Annotated in this window: 18 protein-coding genes, 1 tRNA gene and 1 pseudogene; 19 read left to right on the top strand and 1 reads right to left on the bottom strand. The window is 46.5% G+C overall.

The annotated features are described in order from the left end of the window. Positions 1–97 precede the first annotated feature (97 nt). From AB447_RS17765 to AB447_RS17740, 6 genes are all read left to right on the top strand, one after another. Entirely contained in the window at positions 98–844 is a 747-nt protein-coding gene (locus AB447_RS17765) for an ABC transporter ATP-binding protein (RefSeq protein WP_048407191.1), read from the top strand. Beyond that, on the top strand, positions 810–2,279 hold the full coding sequence (locus AB447_RS17760) for a hypothetical protein (protein ID WP_053071290.1): 1,470 nt from the start codon (positions 810–812) through the stop codon (positions 2,277–2,279). Before AB447_RS17765 ends, AB447_RS17760 begins: the two co-directional genes overlap by 35 nt. Next, the gene (locus AB447_RS17755; protein ID WP_048356089.1) at positions 2,269–3,159 is read left to right on the top strand and encodes a PqqD family protein; all 891 of its coding nucleotides are present in this window, start codon (positions 2,269–2,271) and stop codon (positions 3,157–3,159) included. Before AB447_RS17760 ends, AB447_RS17755 begins: the two co-directional genes overlap by 11 nt. After that, complete coding sequence (locus AB447_RS17750; RefSeq protein WP_057957680.1) at positions 3,156–3,434, top strand: hypothetical protein; 279 nt, start codon at positions 3,156–3,158, stop codon at positions 3,432–3,434. Before AB447_RS17755 ends, AB447_RS17750 begins: the two co-directional genes overlap by 4 nt. A 106-nt stretch (positions 3,435–3,540) precedes the next feature. Next, the gene (gene rpsN / locus AB447_RS17745; RefSeq protein WP_048356090.1) at positions 3,541–3,810 is read left to right on the top strand and encodes a 30S ribosomal protein S14; all 270 of its coding nucleotides are present in this window, start codon (positions 3,541–3,543) and stop codon (positions 3,808–3,810) included. Positions 3,811–3,946: 136 nt separating this feature from the next. Further along, positions 3,947–4,020: transfer RNA gene (locus AB447_RS17740), tRNA-Gly, on the top strand. Between the two features lie 96 nt (positions 4,021–4,116). Here AB447_RS17740 and AB447_RS17735 read toward each other — a convergent pair. Beyond that, positions 4,117–4,740, bottom strand: a complete 624-nt coding sequence (locus AB447_RS17735) for a B3/B4 domain-containing protein (RefSeq protein WP_411801447.1) — start codon at positions 4,738–4,740, stop codon at positions 4,117–4,119. A gap of 90 nt (positions 4,741–4,830) precedes the next feature. On the opposite strand from AB447_RS17735, the gene queG reads away from it, so the two are divergent. From queG to AB447_RS17670, 13 genes and pseudogenes are all read left to right on the top strand, one after another. Further along, on the top strand, positions 4,831–5,979 hold the full coding sequence (gene queG, locus AB447_RS17730; RefSeq protein ID WP_057957679.1) for a tRNA epoxyqueuosine(34) reductase QueG: 1,149 nt from the start codon (positions 4,831–4,833) through the stop codon (positions 5,977–5,979). A 104-nt stretch (positions 5,980–6,083) separates the two neighbouring features. After that, positions 6,084–6,989 carry an amidase domain-containing protein gene (locus tag AB447_RS17725; RefSeq protein WP_048407189.1) on the top strand — a complete coding sequence of 302 codons (906 nt, stop codon included), beginning with the start codon at positions 6,084–6,086 and terminating at the stop codon, positions 6,987–6,989. A gap of 37 nt (positions 6,990–7,026) precedes the next feature. Beyond that, positions 7,027–7,509: a tRNA (uridine(34)/cytosine(34)/5-carboxymethylaminomethyluridine(34)-2'-O)-methyltransferase TrmL gene (gene trmL, locus AB447_RS17720; RefSeq protein WP_096892067.1), complete on the top strand. Its 483-nt coding sequence runs from the start codon at positions 7,027–7,029 to the stop codon at positions 7,507–7,509. 98 nt (positions 7,510–7,607) lie between these two features. Beyond that, a complete protein-coding gene (locus AB447_RS17715) occupies positions 7,608–8,222 on the top strand; it encodes a YhbD family protein (RefSeq protein ID WP_048407188.1) in 615 nt (204 codons plus the stop codon). Between the two features lie 13 nt (positions 8,223–8,235). After that, positions 8,236–8,946 carry a polymer-forming cytoskeletal protein gene (locus AB447_RS17710; RefSeq protein ID WP_048353504.1) on the top strand — a complete coding sequence of 237 codons (711 nt, stop codon included), beginning with the start codon at positions 8,236–8,238 and terminating at the stop codon, positions 8,944–8,946. 15 nt (positions 8,947–8,961) lie between these two features. Then, positions 8,962–9,660, top strand: coding sequence for a hypothetical protein (locus AB447_RS17705; protein WP_048353503.1), 699 nt, complete (start codon positions 8,962–8,964; stop codon positions 9,658–9,660). A 407-nt stretch (positions 9,661–10,067) separates the two neighbouring features. After that, positions 10,068–11,963 carry a serine/threonine protein kinase PrkA gene (prkA, locus tag AB447_RS17700; protein WP_048353502.1) on the top strand — a complete coding sequence of 632 codons (1,896 nt, stop codon included), beginning with the start codon at positions 10,068–10,070 and terminating at the stop codon, positions 11,961–11,963. Between the two features lie 156 nt (positions 11,964–12,119). After that, a complete protein-coding gene (yhbH, locus tag AB447_RS17695) occupies positions 12,120–13,289 on the top strand; it encodes a sporulation protein YhbH (protein WP_048353501.1) in 1,170 nt (389 codons plus the stop codon). A gap of 322 nt (positions 13,290–13,611) precedes the next feature. After that, positions 13,612–14,264: pseudogene (locus AB447_RS17690) on the top strand (HlyD family secretion protein); the annotation flags it as partial. A 66-nt stretch (positions 14,265–14,330) separates the two neighbouring features. Continuing rightward, positions 14,331–15,896, top strand: a complete 1,566-nt coding sequence (locus AB447_RS17685) for a DHA2 family efflux MFS transporter permease subunit (RefSeq protein WP_096892212.1) — start codon at positions 14,331–14,333, stop codon at positions 15,894–15,896. Between the two features lie 16 nt (positions 15,897–15,912). Then, entirely contained in the window at positions 15,913–16,443 is a 531-nt protein-coding gene (locus AB447_RS17680; protein ID WP_048353498.1) for an NAD(P)H-dependent oxidoreductase, read from the top strand. A 13-nt stretch (positions 16,444–16,456) separates the two neighbouring features. Further along, a complete protein-coding gene (locus AB447_RS17675; protein WP_048353497.1) occupies positions 16,457–16,798 on the top strand; it encodes a hypothetical protein in 342 nt (113 codons plus the stop codon). A 102-nt stretch (positions 16,799–16,900) separates the two neighbouring features. Then, complete coding sequence (locus AB447_RS17670) at positions 16,901–17,668, top strand: hypothetical protein (RefSeq protein ID WP_053075373.1); 768 nt, start codon at positions 16,901–16,903, stop codon at positions 17,666–17,668. Positions 17,669–17,672: the final 4 nt, after the last annotated feature.

Here is a 17,672-nt window from a genome sequence, read left to right as displayed (position 1 = left end):
GGGTCATCTGTATACATCGAGACATATCATAACAGGGGCTTAACCGTCTGTGGGGGGCGGTTAAGTCCTCTACCATCTACATTACCCTGGAGGCATTATGTTTACAATCGATCACCTGTCTAAAACATATAAAAACAATGTGACTGCCGTAAGCGGGTTTCATATAAAGATTGATAGAAATCAAATTGTCGCGATAGCAGGTCCGAACGGTTCTGGGAAAACGTCTATCATCAATTCAATTTTGGGCATCATCAAGCCCAGTGAAGGAACCATTCTTTTGGACGGTCTGCCGAACGAGACGGCCGAATTTAAGCAAAAGCTCGCTTATGTTCCCGATGACCTGCTGCTGCCGGAAGCCCTTTCCGCTGCCGAATATATAGATTTTGTTTCCTCAATGTATCATTGTACCCCAAAGAAAAGGAGGAAACAATTAATTGAACTCTATGACATGGAGGAGGCTCTGCACGAGCCGATTGAAACGTATTCCCACGGAATGAAAAAAAAGACGCAGCTGATTTCGGCTTTTATGCTGGACAGCGAGTTTGTCATTATGGACGAACCGTTTCGGGGGCTTGATATTGAAGCGGTCATCAACACGAAAAAACTGATGAAGCGTTATGCCGCAACCCGGGGATCGATTCTGCTGTCGACGCACGATATGCTTTCAGCTGAAGAGCTGTGCGATAAAATCGCCATCCTTTCAAAAGGAGTCAAAATGGATGAAGGAAAAGTGGGCGAATTAAAGCTTAAATATAACAGCGATTCGCTTGAAGAAGTGTTTTTAAAAGCTTCGATGCTGAGTGATAGGGGTGCGCATTTTGATCAAATCATTCGAAATTTCTAAGATGATGCTAAAAATGTGGCAAAAGGAAATACACAAGCTGTTAAACACCGGTACGAAAAAAATGCTGGCCTTATCCTTTCTCCTTGTGGCAATCGGGGTAGGAGCCATGGTCGGATACAGCTTCACCGGGATGTTTTTAAGCTCGTTTTTAAACGGCGACAAGGGCCCGCTCGGATTGTTCGTCATTTCAATGCTGATGAACGCTTCGATTTTTACGTTTGTCTTCTTTATTTTGTTCACGGTACGGACGCCTGAGCAGAACAGTTTCTCGATGCAGCTGAGCTGGTTTCCGCTGACGCCCTTTCAGAGAAGCCTCGGCTATTATATTCCATTTGCCGGAGCAGTTGCGTGCCTGGTCTTATTTATCATGTTTATTTTGCTCGTGCCAAATTTTATTGCCAGTGGTGTAGGAATTCGATTTACGGCTGCGTTTTTTGCGGCGCTGTTTGTGCAAATCATTTTTTTCTTCTCAATTTTACATCTTGTTTACAACCTTGCGTACATCGTCATTTTAGCATTCGGCTTTCCGCTGCAAAAATTTTTTTCGCTGTTTGCGCTCATCGCGCTGGCCGTGTATTACGGTCTGTCCAGCTTTGATGTGGAAAGGATACAAAACGCCTATCTGTCCTTTGATTACAACCTGACGTATTTTGCAGTACCGGTGTTTCAGCTTTTGAACGGTCAGGAAGCGGGCTTTGGTGCCGCAGCGGTTTTGACCGTGATGGCAGCCGCCGTATCGGCCTCTTTTTTGTCGCTGAATCTTGTGCCGATCCTCACCGAAAAAAAATCGTCTAAGCTGTTTTCGTTTTTGAAAATCCCGTCGGCAAAATCGTTGGCGTTGACGGTGAAAGAAATCAAATCACAGGCCAGGAACGAGGAAAACGTGCTGAACTTCATTTTTCTGCTTTTGGCATTTTGCTTTTTAAAATACAAATTCCAGCTCGGGTTTACCGGGGAGAGCTACATCGTTCTTGGCGGCGTGACCGGAATCGTGGCCTTCAATTCCTTTGGCAATGATAAGCGGATGATGCCGGTGTACAAGGCGCTTCATCTGAAAATGACAACGGTTTTATGGTCGAAATATCTCGGCTTGTGTGCGCTGGGGCTTGTTCAGCTATGCACGTTTTCCCTGTTGACTTGGACCTTTCCGGACAGCTTCGCGGTCTTTTGGAAGACGATGGCCGTCCTTCTCAATTCGATTGCGGTCTTTTATTTAGCAGGCATCATGTTTCCGCTTGACCGAAATAATCCGTATATGGGAATCTTCTCGTTCGGGATGCTCCTTCTCTTTTTGATTCCGCTGTTTTTTATAGGAAATTACGTAATCGATAAGATTTTGGGGCATGGCTTGTTGTTTTTCGTCCCGTTTCTGGAACTGTTGTTAATCCTGCTCTTGCACGGCGGGTTTAAATGGAGGTACCATTATGATCATTAATATGCTGAAAACATATTTTGCGGTGAAAAAAATCCCCTATTTTCCGGAGCATGTGACGCTTAATGAAAAATACATTTCAGATCATGACCTGGGCGCCGATTTTCCGATCAATCCGACAGCTTACCGCATGCTGCAAGAAATCGACGGAAAAAAGGATGAAGCGGAGATTGCAGCCGGCCTTGCGGATGTTTTTCGCATCAGCGAATCGGTACTACAAAAAGATTTGCACGAATTGTTGACAGGACTTAACCGCCGGTATCTGATCAATTGGAAATATGGCGGGTTTCTCCAACAGTTTTTGAGTCAGTACCGCCCCGGCTACAGGGAAAGGTTTTCAGGCCGTTCTGATTCATTTTTGTTTCTTTACATAACATGCCTTCATATTATTTCAAGGAAAATCATTTTATTCTGGTTTATCTTTTTGGTACTGTCGATTGCAGCTTATATTGCGGTGCCGGATCGGTCGATTGTCAACATCGCCGTTTATTTTTCTATCATCTATGCCGGATTAATTTCGGGAACGGTGCTGCATGAGACGGTGCATGGAACCGTTCACAGGAGGTTCGTCGGAAAACAGGGGCCGGATGGATTTTTGGCGGCTGACATGATGTCCGTAAAATTTGTCAGGCCGGCGGTTTCTCCGTACAGGAAAAAAATGATTTGGATAACGGTGCTCGGTCCGCTCGTTCCGGGGATTTTGGGGGTGGCCGGCGTGCTGTTTACGATCCTTTGCCTGCGGGAAAACATGGTGTCAGCGGGCATACTCCTGTTCTTTGCGACCTATGCTCTGCATATGCTCTATTTGCTTCCGTTTATGGGGGATGGAAAATCGATAATGAAACAGCTGATGATCAGGGGAATTGGAGGGAAATCATCATGAATGCAAATTCTTTAAAGCAGGGACTCATATTTGCCAGTTTCTCAAGCTTCCTGGCATTTCCGATGGTAGCTGCTGCGCTTTTGTTCTACCACCTTTTTTCAAGTCAAACGAATACCGGTATTTTGTTTAACAGTCTGTCTATTGTGATGGAGAGCGAGTCGTCTTTTTCGCTGAAGGTGAAGCCGAATTTTTTCTTCATTATGTTCGGACTATTTATCGGCATCTTTATCATAGCGGCTGTCATATCCTTTTTTTACGGGAAAAAAAAGAAATGATAACTCATCAGGCTTGCTTTATGCAGGCTTTTTTATTTGCGGGCATAAGGGGATGTATGATATAGTCAAAACGTAATTATTACGATTTATCAAAGGAGGATAAAAAGTGGCGAAAAAATCGAAAATCGCCAAGGAAAAGAAACGGCAACAACTTGTAGAACGATACTCGGCCATCAGAAAAGAACTGAAAGAAAAAGGCGACTACAGGGCGCTCAGCCGGCTTCCGCGCGATTCAGCGCCATCAAGGCTGCATAACCGCTGCGAGCTGACAGGAAGGCCGAGAGGATATATGAGAACATTCAACATGTCGCGGATTGCGTTTCGGGAATTGGCTCACAAAGGACAAATTCCGGGAGTGAAAAAATCGAGCTGGTAAAAAGCACGATAATGAAAAAAGGCGCCGATTTTTCCGGCGCTTTTTTTCGACAAATTTTTAATATCCCCTTGACGAAAATTTAATAAACGTGTAACATTATAAAAGTCAAAACGATGAACGGTTTTGAATAGACTGCGCGGGTGTAGTTTAGTGGTAAAACCTCAGCCTTCCAAGCTGATGTCGTGGGTTCGATTCCCATCACCCGCTCCATACATACTGTTTATAACGCAGTGTTTCGTTTCTCAGATTAAACGAAGCATTGCGTTTTTTCATGTATGAAAAAAACCTGCTTCCAGAAAGCAGGTGTTAAGGAATGACAGCGGATATATGTTCTCCGCCGTGAATCTGTTCAAACATTTTTGTCAAAGCTTTTAGCAGCCGGATTGCTTCGTCTTTTGAGGTGGAAGGCCTGAAAAAAACGAGCTGGAGGGCATCCTTCGTCCCCGGCTTGACGGGGCAGCGGTTGATCTGATCTGAAAGGGATCCGAACGTTCTGGATTCGCCGGAAACATGGAGGATCTCTTCATTTCCGCCGATCTCGATACGGATCGGCCCTTTTAGCATCCGGGCGTCATAAATATGAATCGGAACCGAATATTTAAGCGAGAAAAAACGGCTTAAATCCGATGCCGAATCGGCGGATGGTATGTATCGCTGGTGCTTGATGTCCGTCAGCAGCCGTTCAAGGCTTGTTTGCAGGCCGGTATTCGACGGGTCAATCAAGGCAACGGTCTCCTGCCATTCTTTGATTGCCGGCTCATCGGAGAGATCCCTGTCGGCATAATCAAAAAACAGCGATTCCTGAAACAGGCGCAGCCGGCCTTTTAGCATTTGCGGCGAGTCTGCGATTTCAATTCCTTTATATAAAACAGCGCCGACCTTAAAGGAGGGGACGCGCTCTAAAACAGCGGGGGCGATTTGCAGGTTGATTTCCATTTCAGACTTTAACTCCCTTCGTCATGGTACACTTGTATTATACAGCGTCTGAAAATCAAAACAAAGAAAGGAGGTTTATCCGTTATGAACGTGAAACAGCTTAAAGCAGATGTGATTGAATTCGCGCAGCAAATCGGAATCGACAAAATACGCTTTGCCAGCGCTGATACATTCGAAACGTTAAAAGAGCGTTTAATCGAAAACAGAAAGCTTGGATATGAGTCCGGATTTGAAGAGCCTGATCTTGAAAAGCGGACAAATCCAAAGCTCCTATTGCCGAAGGCGAAATCGATCATCGCAATTGCGCTCGCATACCCTTCAAAGATGAAAAATGCGCCAAGGAGCGTAAAAGGGGAACGGAGGGGCATTTTTTGCAGAGCTTCCTGGGGAAAAGACTACCACCATGTGTTGCGGGAAAAGCTTGATCAGCTCGAAGAATTTTTGCAGTCCCAGCATGAAGATGTCAGAACGAAATCGATGGTTGATACGGGCGAGCTTTCAGACCGGGCTGTCGCCGAACGGGCCGGCATCGGCTGGAGCGGAAAAAACTGTATGATCATCACCCCCGAGTTCGGCTCATACGTTTATTTGGCAGAGATGATTACCAATATACCGTTTGAACCTGATGAGAGAATAGAGGATCAATGCGGTTCATGCAACAAATGCATTGAAGCTTGCCCGACCGGTGCGCTTGTCAATCCCGGACAGCTCAACTCCCAGCGCTGCATCTCTTTCCAGACGCAGACGAAAGGTTTTCTGCCCGATGAGTTCCGCACGAAAATCGGCAACCGGATCTACGGATGTGATACGTGCCAGATGGTTTGCCCGAAAAACAAAGGCGTGGACTTTCACCTTCACCCTGAAATGGAGCCCGATCCGGAGATTGCCAAGCCGCTTTTAAAGCCTCTGCTTACGATCTCGAACCGCGAGTTCAAAGAAAAATTCGGCCATATCGCAGGTTCCTGGAGGGGGAAAAAACCGATTCAGCGAAACGCGATCATCGCTCTGGCCCACTTTAAGGAAACGGGCGCACTGCCTGAGCTCATTTCTCTTATGCATCAAGATCCGCGTCCTGTCATCAGGGGAACTGCAGCATGGGCTATCGGAAAGATCGGGGAAGCGGATATGCTTGAGGAGCTTGAAAAAGCGCTGTCCCGCGAAGAGGATGACGAAGCAAAAGCGGAAATTCAAAAAGGCATTCAGCTTTTAACAGAAACCGCCATGACTAAATGAGGGCTGTCCTGACATATGTTTTGTAGCAGGAGCGAAAAACCGCTTGTTCTTCCGTTTTGGAAGGCGGGTATTTTTCGATCATCAAACATATGGTGGTGTAGCCTTTGAAAGAGATTATCGAACAGCTGTTGAAGGCAAGGCTGGACTATTTAATCAACGGCAATGATCAGCGAAGCTGGCGTGACGCCGGTGATGCCGAAGTCATTGAACGGAAAAAGAAGCTCTTTGAAAAACGCGGCGTCAAAATCGTCAAAGCCAGGATGAAGACGGCGATCAAAGATCATTGGCTTGAAGATGACGGAACGGCGCATGTCAATTATCAATCCCATACGGCATACTTGTGCAAAGATGGGGATGATATGTATATGGAAGAACAAATCGAAAAACGGACCGCTCTTTTATATGACCAGATGGTGGTCAAGGATACGGAAATTCCCCGTCCGTCCGTTCAGCCGATTTCTGATGATGAGTACTGCGCCGATGCCGAAAAGCGCGAACTATTGGGGCGGGCGTTCACCTATGACAGGCTGTCTGCCGTCCGCTACGCCGAAACGTTTTGGAATAAGCGGAATTCGGCTTATAAAAATTTTGAAGACAATTGCACAAATTTTATCTCCCAATGCATCCGCGCCGGAGATGCGCCGATGCGCGGCTATCCGAACAGAGGCGCAGGCTGGTGGATGCAGAATCATTCGTGGAGCTACAGCTGGACCGTCGCCCATTCGCTCAGAACATTTTTGAAGCGGTCAAAGACAGGTCTCCGCGCAATTCAAGCGGGCGCTGCCGAAGAGCTGACGGAAGGCGATGTCATCTGCTACGATTTCAACGGTGACGGAAGGTTTGACCACGTGGCGATCGTGACCGCGAAGGATAAAGGCAACATGCCGCTTGTAAACGCCCAGACCCATGACTGCCGGATGAGATACTGGTCATACGAAGATTCCCCCGCGTACACCCCGTCGATCCGTTATGCGTTTTTTCATATTGCAGATGATACGACAAAAGCGTAATGAGTGGTATAATAAACACGGATTCAGAAAAACAGAGGTGAACATTTTGGCATTGCATGTCGTATTATATCAACCCGAAATTCCTGCGAATACAGGAAATATCGCACGAACTTGTGCAGCAACAGACACAACTCTTCATTTGATCAGGCCGCTCGGCTTTTCAACAGATGATAAAATGCTTAAGCGCGCAGGACTTGACTACTGGGAGTTCGTCAATATCGTTTATCATGACTCATTGGAAGAGCTGTTTGAGGCTCATCCAGAAGGGAAATTTTTCTTTATTACAAAGTTCGGTCAAAAACCGCACACATCATTCGACTATTCAGATCAAACTGAGGATTATTTTTTCGTATTCGGCAGAGAAACGAACGGGCTTCCGAAAGATCTGATCGAACAAAACATGGACCGCTGCCTGCGTTTGCCGATGACCGAGCACGTCAGATCATTGAATTTGTCAAATACGGCCGCAATCCTTGTGTATGAGGCGCTTCGGCAGCAAAACTACAGAGATTTAACGTAATGGATGACATTTCCGTCCCCCATAAATGAAGGGGGGCGGTTTTTTTTGTTTAAAACGTAACAGTGTTATGTTACAATGAATCGGAAGGAGTGAAGCAAATGGACCGGGAAGATTTAATTTCAAAAAAAGAGCTGCTTGATGCAACGTCGATTTCCTACGGGCAGCTGTACAGATGGAAACGGAAAAATTTAATACCCGAGGACTGGTTTATTCGAAAATCTACCTTTACCGGTCAGGAAACGTTTTTTCCGAAAGAAGACATACTGAAAAGAATCAAAAAAATTCAAAGCATGAAAGAGAATCTGTCTCTTGATGAAATGGCGGAAATGTTTTCTCCAAAGCTCGATCAACTGGAGATCAGCCGCAGCGATCTGCTTGAAAAAGGGCTGATATCAGAGCCTGTCATGTCATTTTTTGAAGAGAATGCTGATAAACGGGATGACTCATTTCGACTGGAGGATGTGCTTGCGCTATATGTGCTGGAAGGATTGCTTCAATCGGGAGACATCAGTCTTGAGGAAGGGAAAATGGTACTTGAGGTGATGCTCTCCGGGGCACGCCCGGAACGCGGCAGACTGATCGTGCTGAGGAAGCTCGGCATTGCCACATGCTTTATTGCCGAGGGAGAAGTCGTCTTTGAACAGGCGGTGAAAGTGGTTGCAACTATCAGCCTCGCAGAAGCCGGGGAAGAATTGAAGACAAAATTGGTGTAATGGAGGAAAAGCGATGGACAGCTTAACGATAAACGGATTTGGAAGCTCGGGCGGAGGCACGTTTCAGACGGTCGAGCTAAACGGAAAAGGAACGATCAATGGAGATGTCGAGTGCAAACAGTTTTCCTGCAACGGAGCGGGGACGATGAAAGGACATGTGAAAGCAGAAACCGTGAAAATCAGCGGCCGTGCAAGCGTTCATGGCGGCATTGCTGCTTCATCCGTGCGGATCGACGGCTCGGCCAAGATCGAAGGGGATGTAGATGCCGATAAAGTAAAGATCGCCGGACATGCGTCTTTATCAGGTCATGTAAAAGGCGACGACCTGATCATCCGGGGAAAGGCTTCAATCGGCAAAGACTGTGAAGTGGAACATTTTACGGCAGAAGGCTGTTTTACGATCGACGGACTTTTGAACGCTGAACAGGTTGAGATCAAAATCCACGGGGGCGAAAGCAGGGCGAAGGAAATCGGCGGCCGGCGGATACGCTGCACGGCCCACCGGTCAAAGTTTCTTTCATTATTAAAGCCGTTTCTCCCCGGCCCGGCGCTGACTGCCGAATTGATTGAAGGGGATCATATTGAGCTCGCGAATACAACGGCGAAAATCGTCCGCGGCAATACGGTTATCATCGGCGAAAACTGCGACATCGGGCTTGTCGAATATAAAGAAGAGTTCAGGCAGGCGAAATCGGCAAAAGTCGGAGACAGTCAAAACATCTAGCGGAGGGTATGCGATATGGAGGGAAACAATTTAAAAATCAACGGGTCCGGGAGTGCAGCCGGAGGCACCTATCACAACGTCGTCATCAAAGGCGAAGGAACGATCGGGGCAGGTCTTGACTGCGCGAAGTTTCGCTGCTACGGCACAAGCGTCCTTTCCGGGGATGCGAAAGTGCAATCATTGCATATATACGGCGAGGCGGAAGTCGCCGGGCGGCTGAAAGCAGATAAAGCGAAAATTTACGGTACGGCTGAGATTTCCGGCAATGCCGACATCAGCGAAACGGCCGTGAAGGGCATTCTTACGGTCGGCGGAAACTTAACGGGAGATGAGTGCGACATTAAAGGGACCGTTGCTGTTAAAGGCGATTGTGAAGCAGAGCGTTTTACATTAAACGGAAACCTTGAAATAGACGGTCTCCTTAACGCAGGCGAGGTTGACGTCGCCCTGCGGTTCGGGGAGAGTTCGGTTGGCGAAATCGGCGGCACGGCCATCAAGGTGAGAAACAAACGGGGACTGTTTAAAAAAAACAGCGGTTTTTTATCAGCAAAAGTCATCGAGGGAGACGATATTTACCTGGAGAATACTTCGGCCGGGATCGTCAGAGGAAACCGCGTCCGCATAGGACCCGGCTGCCGGATTGAAACCGTTGAATACAACAGCGATTATCACGTTTCCGATAAGGCCGAGGTAAAAGAGAATCGACAAATATAATAAAACAGTGTTATGTTATGATAAAGAAAAAGGATGGCCGGATACCCGAGCCATCCTTTTTCTTTTTAGTGTTTCTTTCCGGGTTTGCTTTCATACCCGGCGGTGAAAATGGATACGAGAAACGTGAGGATGACCCCCATCATAATCAGCGTTTTCATCAAATCCCCCTCTCCATCCGTTTGTCCCTTGTTGTCTATTCGCATGCGGTGTATTCAGCCGGTCCGCGTGCAGCCTGCGATCCGGGCTTATCTGCTTTTATTATGACCGGTTTGTTCCGTCCTTGTCAATTAGAGGAAGTGCATTTCAAATTCAACCTAAAAAAGCATCGAAAGGGACATCTCCGCATAGATTGAATGTAACAGTGATTCACTTTTCACCTTGCATCAATCATCATATAGGAGGTTCTTATGGATATATTAAAAAAGATTGAACAGTATAGAGAGGAAGAGCAGCGTCTGAAATGGGAAGGAACCTTCGGTGATTACTTGGAAATCGTCAAAGAAAATCCGATTGTCGCTCAATCTGCTCATTCCCGTGTTTACAATATGATAAAAAACAGCGGCATAGAAGAAAAAGACGGAAAAAAAGTATACCGTTTTTTTGACAAAGAGCTGTTTGGACTTGAGGAGCCTTTGGAACGTCTTGTTGAAGAATATTTTCATCCGGCCGCAAAACGGCTTGATGTCAGAAAGAGAATATTGCTTTTGATGGGACCGGTCAGCGGCGGGAAATCGACGCTTGTGACGATGCTGAAAAGAGGACTTGAAGCCTATTCATTGACGGATGAAGGAGCCGTCTATGCGATTAAAGGCTGCCCGATGCATGAAGATCCGCTTCATCTCATTCCGCAGCATTTGCGTGAGGATTTTTATCAGGAATACGGCATTCGTATCCAAGGAAACCTCTCGCCGTTGAACATGATGCGCCTTCAGCAGGATTACGGCGGAAGAATCGAAGATGTAAAGATTGAAAGAATCTTTTTTTCCGAAGATAAACGGACGGGGATCGGAACGTTCAGCCCCTCTGATCCGAAGTCGCAGGATATTGCCGATTTGACCGGAAGCATTGATTTTTCGACGATTGCCGAATACGGATCAGAATCCGACCCGCGCGCATACCGCTTTGATGGGGAATTGAACAAGGCGAACAGGGGAATGATGGAATTTCAGGAAATGCTGAAATGCGATGAGAAATTTCTCTGGCATCTGTTGTCCCTGACGCAGGAAGGGAATTTTAAAGCCGGCCGGTTCGCCTTGATTTCGGCCGATGAATTGATCGTCGCCCATACGAACGAAACCGAGTACCGCTCATTTATCGCCAATAAGAAAAATGAAGCGCTCCATTCGCGCATTATCGTCATGCCGATCCCTTATAACCTCAAGGTATCTGAAGAAGAGCGGATCTATGAGAAAATGATCGCCGAAAGCGATGTGGCCGACGTGCACATCGCCCCGCACACGCTGAAGGTCGCTGCGATGTTTTCCATTTTAACGAGGCTGAAAGAACCGAAGCGTTCTGACATTGATCTTGTTAAAAAAATGAGGCTGTATGACGGAGAAAGCGTTGAAGGCTACAACTCGTCCGATGTCGAGGATTTGAAAAAAGAATACAATGACGAAGGCATGAGCGGCATAGATCCGCGGTATGTCATCAACAGAATCTCCTCGACGATCATCCGCAAAAACATGGAATCGATCAACGCCCTCGATGTCCTTCGCTCTTTAAAGGAAGGGCTTGATCAGCATCCTTCGATATCTTCTGAAAACCGCGAGCGTTATTTGAACTTTATTTCGGCAGCGAGAAAAGAGTACGACGAGATGGCGAAAAAAGAAGTGCAAAAAGCGTTTGTCTATTCGTATGAGGAGTCGGCTAAAACCCTTATGGACAATTATCTCGACAATGTCGAGGCTTACTGCAATAAAATCAAGCTGCGCGACCCGCTGACAGGCGAGGAAATGAATCCTGACGAAAAGCTGATGAGATCGATCGAAGAGCAGATCGGAATCAGCGAAAATGCCAAAAAAGCCTTTCGTGAAGAAATCCTTATCCGAATTTCCGCCTATGCGAGAAAAGGGAAGCGGTTTGACTACAATTCGCACGAACGCCTGCGGGAGGCCATTCAGAAAAAGCTGTTTGCAGACTTGAAGGACGTTGTTAAAATCACGACGTCGACAAAAACGCCTGATGAACAGCAGCTCAAAAAGATCAACGAGGTTGTCGCGCGGCTCATCGATGAACACGGCTATAACTCGACGAGCGCCAACGAGCTGCTGAAATACGTAGGAAGCTTGTTAAACCGGTAAATCAAGACCCGTCCGGAAAGGGCGGGCTCTTTTGTCCCATTTTCACAAATGTTTGTCAAGCGTCATCAGCATCCTGCATAGGATAAAAATAAACATTTTTTAAGACTTGTTTTACAGCGATTGGCTTTTCGGATTTATCAATAAGGAGGGGAATTCATGTCCCATAAAGACAACGGCCATTTTATTATTTCTCAGGAAGACTGGTCCCTCCATCGAAAAGGGTATGATGACCAACAGCGCCATCAGAAAAAGGTGCAGGATGCGATAAAAAACAATCTGCCTGACTTAATTACAGAAGAAAGCATCATCATGTCCAACGGCAAGGATGTCGTCAAAATTCCGATTCGGTCATTGGATGAGTACAAAATCCGCTACAACTACGACAAAAATAAACATGCCGGACAGGGAGACGGGGACAGTCAAGTCGGAGATATCGTGGCGAGAGACGGCGCTGATAAAAGGAGCGGCGCCGGAAAAGGCCGGGGAGCGGGCGATCAGGCCGGTGAGGATTATTATGAAGCGGAAGTGTCGCTGATGGATCTGGAAGAGGCGCTCTTCAGCGAGATGGAGCTGCCGAATTTAGAGCGGAAAGAGCGCGATGACATCGTCGTTGAAGACATTGAGTTTAACGATATCCGCAAAACCGGACTGACCGGCAACATCGATAAAAAAAGGACGATGCTTTCGGCGTTCAAGCGCAACGCGATGACCGGAAAACCGTCGTTTTATCCGATCTTTCCGGAGGATTTGAAATTCAAAACATGGAATGATTCCGTAAAACCGGAATCGAAGGCTGTCGTGCTGGCGATGATGGATACGAGCGGCTCGATGGGCGTCTGGGAAAAATATATGGCGCGCAGCTTTTTCTTTTGGATGACACGCTTTTTGCGGACAAAGTATGAAACTGTCGAAATCGAATTTATCGCCCATCATACGGAAGCGAAAGTCGTTTCTGAAGAAGATTTCTTTTCAAAAGGGGAAAGCGGGGGGACGATCTGCTCATCCGTCTACAGAAAATCGCTCGAGCTGATCGAGGAAAAATACCATCCGACCCGCTATAATATTTATCCGTTTCATTTTTCCGACGGGGACAATTTAACGTCTGACAATGTACGCTGCGTCAAGCTCGTCGGCGAAATCATGGAAAAAGCGAATTTGTTTTGCTATGGCGAAGTCAATCAGTACAACAGGCATTCAACATTGATGTCAGCCTATAAAAATATAAAAAATGAAAAATTTAAGTATTATATTTTAAAGCAAAAAGCGGATGTGTTTCAAGCGCTGAAGAGCTTTTTCAGCAATGAAGAACAGCACCAGTATACGTAATAGAAACAAGTCAGGCCTCTGTTTTCAGAGGCTTTTTTGTCGTGGAAAATATTTATATGAATTTTTTTGAACAATTTTATTGACATTTTTGATTACATTAACTAATATTTAATCTTGTTAACTATTTTGTTTTGTTGTGTAGGGGTAAAAATGCGTGTTGCGGTTTCCGATTTTTCTTGCTCAGTTTTGAGCAACTTTTACATAAGTAGCTCATGTACACGTCCGTAATGTTCTGGGCGGAAATTGGGAAACGTAATATGCAGGTATGTGTAAATCGCTGATCAATAAACGATCTGTGGTTATATGAAAAAATAGAAGGAACACGAAAGGAGAAAATAAAAAATGAGCAAAGGACGTTTAATTTTAACAAACATTATCGGACTTATCATCGTGCTTGCCATTATAGCAGGAGGCGCGTATTACTACTATAACAGCGTGAGCTACGTGACAACAGACGAAGCGCACGTTGCAGGAGACATGGCGGAAATCACCGCACCGGCTTCCGGAAAGCTGTCAGGATGGGATATTGATGAAGGAACAAAAGTGACGAAAGACGAAAAAACAGCAAAAATCAAAGGTGAACAAACGGTTGATGTAAAGTCTATCATGGACGGAACGATCGTGAAAAATGAAGCAAAAGACGGACAAATGGTACAAGCTGGACAAACGCTTGCCCAAACGATTGACATGGACCACCTCTACATTACAGCAAACATTAAGGAAACAGATGTGAAAGACATTGAAAAAGGGGACAAAGTGGATATCGTCGTCGACGGTGATCCGGGCGCGACATTTGAAGGAAACGTTGAAGAAATCGGATATGCGACAAATTCAACATTTAACCTGCTGTCCCAACAAAATACAAGCGGAAACTACACGAAAGTAACGCAAAAAGTACCTGTGAAAATTTCAATTAAAAACCCTTCTGACAAAGTGCTTCCAGGTATGAACGCATCAGTGAAAATTTCAAAATAACCGAAGGGGATAAAAAACAGCGAAAGGAGGATGTCATAAGTGGCTTCCCAAAACAAACAAAGTAATATGTCGCTGCTTGTCATATTAATGGCCGGTTTATTTCTGGCCATTTTGAATCAGACGCTGCTTAATGTGGCGATGCCGCATCTGATGACGGAATTTAACGTAAGCGCCACGACCATTCAATGGCTGACAACGGGATATATGCTTGTCAACGGCGTTTTGATTCCGCTATCGGCTTTCCTGATCTTGCGGTTTGGCGGACGCAGTTTATTTGTGACAGCCATGTCGCTGTTCACGATCGGAACGTTCATATGCGGAATCGCGCCCAATTTCTCAACGATGCTGATCGGCCGCCTCATTCAGGCTGCCGGGGGAGGAATCCTTCAGCCGCTCGTAATGACCACGATTCTGTTCATCTTCCCTCCGGAGAGCCGCGGGAAAGGGATGGGAATCTTCGGCCTGGCGATGATGTTCGCTCCGGCGGTCGGACCGACTTTATCCGGCTGGCTCATCGAAAATTTCAGCTGGCGGATCATGTTTTACGGACTTGTTCCGATCGGAGTGATCGTCATTGTTTGCGGATTGTTCCTGTTTAAAAACATGACAGAGCCTAAAAAAGTGAAGCTTGACGTCGCGGGTGCGATCCTGTCCATCGTCGGTTTTGCATCATTGCTTTACGGTGTAAGTGAAGCGGGCTCTGACGGCTGGGATGATCCGATCGTTCTTACGACTGTTGTGGTCGGTGCAATCGGCATCATTGCCTTTATCGTTCAGCAATTGAAATCAAAAGACCCGATGCTCGATTTCAGAGTGTTTAAATACGATATGTTTTCACTATCAAGCGTGATCAATGCGATTATTACGGTTGCAATGTTTGCCGGGATGTTCCTGCTCCCGATTTATTTGCAGAACCTTGTCGGCTTTACGGCGCTTCAGTCAGGGCTGCTATTGCTCCCGGGGGCTATCGTGATGCTTATCATGTCGCCGATTTCGGGAATCTTGTTCGACAAAGTCGGACCGAGGCCGCTGGCGATCGTCGGTTTATTGATCACCGCAGTTACGACTTACGAATTTACGACGCTTACCCTTGATACGCCGTATATAAACATTGTCGTGATCTATGCGATCCGCGCGTTCGGTATGTCGCTCTTGATGATGCCGATTATGACCGCCGGTATGAACCAGCTTCCGAAGCAATTGAACAGCCACGGAACGGCGATGGCGAATACATTGCGCCAAATCAGCGGTTCAATCGGAACGAGCGTACTTACGACGATTTATACGAACCGTACGACATTCCATTACGCGGCGATGGCGGATCAAACGAATACGGCCGATCCGACGTTTATGCACACATTGCAGTCAACGATCCAGTCAGTCGCGCAATCCATGCATATATCTGCCGCACAAGCACAACAATATGTGATGAAAAACTTGGCAGGACAGGCGCAGCTCAACTCCAACGTGCTGGGCATTAATGACGCATTTATGTGGGCGGCTGGGCTCTGCGTAGTCGGTTTGGTATTAAGTCTGTTCTTAAGAGACGTAAGAAAAGACAAGGAACGCAAGAAAAACAAGGCGGAAGAGCTGACTTTGCTGCCGGCTCCGAAGGAAGCGAAAGAGTCTTAAACCAGGAGGTTTTAACATGAAAATCTATGTTGTTTATGACAGTGAAGGCGAGCATACGAAAAAATTAGCTCAATCTATTGCCGAAGGCGCACGGGAATCAGAATCTGCAGAGGTGCTGATCGACCATGTCAGCGAGGCGGACATTAGAAAGCTTGAGGAAATGGATGCTATCGTTTGGGGTTGCCCGGGCCATTTCGGCACGATCAGTTCAGGCTTAAAAACCTGGATCGACAGACTGGGCTACCTTTGGGCGGAAGGAAAGCTGATCAATAAGGTCGGCGCAGTTTTCTGCACAACAGCTACGACGCACGGCGGACTTGAAGCGACAATGCTTAATCTGATCACCCCGATGCTGCATCAGGGCATGGTGGTTGTCGGTTTGCCGGGAAACGTGCCTGAAAATGCGTTATACGGTTCTTACTACGGAGTCGGCGTCACTTGTCCGGTAGACAGCGACGAATTGATTTCCGAAGAAGGGCTTGAGCTGGGACGGGCTCTGGGCAGACGCGTCGCACAGGTTACCGGCCGTTTCGTCAGCGGGCAGTAAAGGAGCGATTGCCATGGCCATAATCGTGACCGTTATCGCTGCAATTATCGTCATTATCGGACTCGTTGTGTTTAATGTACGATCCGCATCCCCGGACAGAGACGAGACTGTTGTGGAGGACCGCACCGAAGACATGGAAGCCCCTGAAGTACAGCGGGAAGAACACCGGCACCGGCTGCCGGAAGGCCCTTCCGAACCGGATGATCCATACGCCATGAATGATGAGACATACCGGAAAACGCTGAAAAAGCTTCATCAGCCTCAAGAACAGAATAAACTTGAAGAAAAAACGCAAATGGATGACATGGACTATCGGAATGCGTTAAAGTCCATGCAAAAACGTAAGCAGGATTAAGAGCAAATTCGCTGGGTATCAGCGGATTTGCTTTTTTTATTGTCATTCCCTCTGTATTAGTGTACTATATGAATAGTACACTAATACAGAGGAGGATATCGTTTGAAATCTTTCGGCGGTTTATTTAGAAAAGATTTGCTCATCTCAAGATTTTGGTCCGTCGTTGGGGTGCTGTTTACGCTGTTTGCGATCGCTGCCTGTTGTACGTTTGCCTATTACACAGGCGAACCGATGGCGATGTTTGGGGGATTTGTCGCCATCTTATTGTTTCAAAGTCTGTTTTGCCCTCTCATGGTGATCAGCCAGCTCCGTTTGGAAGGGAAGACCCAGCTGTGGCTGCACAATCCGAACAAGGGTGCGATTTTGCTGCTGTCAAAACTGGCGTCAGCCGCTGTTTATCAATTCGTTTCCCAAGCGATTCTATTTATGTTCGGATTGGTTATTAGAGGCATCCTCCAATCCGCAACCGACAGTATGTTTTCTGTTTGGGATCTGTTTTTGGCCAACGTTGCCGTTTTTTTAGGGTCTGTGCTCCTTGCCGTGTGGGTCATGTTTCTGTGGACGGTATATGAAACACTCAGAAAATATCCGGCGCTCAAGAATATCCGCTGGCTCGTCCCTTTGTTGATTTACAATGCCTATAGTTTGCTGGAGGGCTGGCTCATAATGAGTGTTTTGTTTGAGAATGTACAAAAATTATGGAGTATTCCGTTAAAAGCGATTTTCAAATTTCACTATCAAGATGCAAGATGGACCGTTGTATTTTCAAAAATTGATATTCCGATTGTTCTTATCGTGTATTACGCCGTTTTAGCCGCATGTCTTTTTTATGCCTCCGGCAAGCTGCTTGATAAAAAAGTCGAGGTGTGATCCT

The organism is Bacillus glycinifermentans (assembly GCF_001042475.2).
Lineage (GTDB): Bacteria > Bacillota > Bacilli > Bacillales > Bacillaceae > Bacillus > Bacillus glycinifermentans.
The sequence above is the reverse complement of the archived record's forward strand: the minus strand, read 5'-3'. Positions and strand labels throughout refer to the sequence as shown.

What these genes read in the sequence shown, in the direction of transcription:
- AB447_RS17675 (WP_048353497.1), top strand. Translation starts at nt 16,457, where the DNA reads ATGGCCATAATCGTGACCGTTATCGCTGCAATTATCGTCATTATCGGA.
- AB447_RS17755 (WP_048356089.1), top strand. Translation starts at nt 2,269, where the DNA reads ATGATCATTAATATGCTGAAAACATATTTTGCGGTGAAAAAAATCCCC.
- queG (WP_057957679.1), top strand. Translation starts at nt 4,831, where the DNA reads ATGAACGTGAAACAGCTTAAAGCAGATGTGATTGAATTCGCGCAGCAA.
- AB447_RS17685 (WP_096892212.1), top strand. Translation starts at nt 14,331, where the DNA reads ATGTCGCTGCTTGTCATATTAATGGCCGGTTTATTTCTGGCCATTTTG.
- AB447_RS17765 (WP_048407191.1), top strand. Translation starts at nt 98, where the DNA reads ATGTTTACAATCGATCACCTGTCTAAAACATATAAAAACAATGTGACT.
- AB447_RS17750 (WP_057957680.1), top strand. Translation starts at nt 3,156, where the DNA reads ATGAATGCAAATTCTTTAAAGCAGGGACTCATATTTGCCAGTTTCTCA.
- AB447_RS17680 (WP_048353498.1), top strand. Translation starts at nt 15,913, where the DNA reads ATGAAAATCTATGTTGTTTATGACAGTGAAGGCGAGCATACGAAAAAA.
- AB447_RS17715 (WP_048407188.1), top strand. Translation starts at nt 7,608, where the DNA reads ATGGACCGGGAAGATTTAATTTCAAAAAAAGAGCTGCTTGATGCAACG.
- prkA (WP_048353502.1), top strand. Translation starts at nt 10,068, where the DNA reads ATGGATATATTAAAAAAGATTGAACAGTATAGAGAGGAAGAGCAGCGT.
- AB447_RS17710 (WP_048353504.1), top strand. Translation starts at nt 8,236, where the DNA reads ATGGACAGCTTAACGATAAACGGATTTGGAAGCTCGGGCGGAGGCACG.
- AB447_RS17705 (WP_048353503.1), top strand. Translation starts at nt 8,962, where the DNA reads ATGGAGGGAAACAATTTAAAAATCAACGGGTCCGGGAGTGCAGCCGGA.
- yhbH (WP_048353501.1), top strand. Translation starts at nt 12,120, where the DNA reads ATGTCCCATAAAGACAACGGCCATTTTATTATTTCTCAGGAAGACTGG.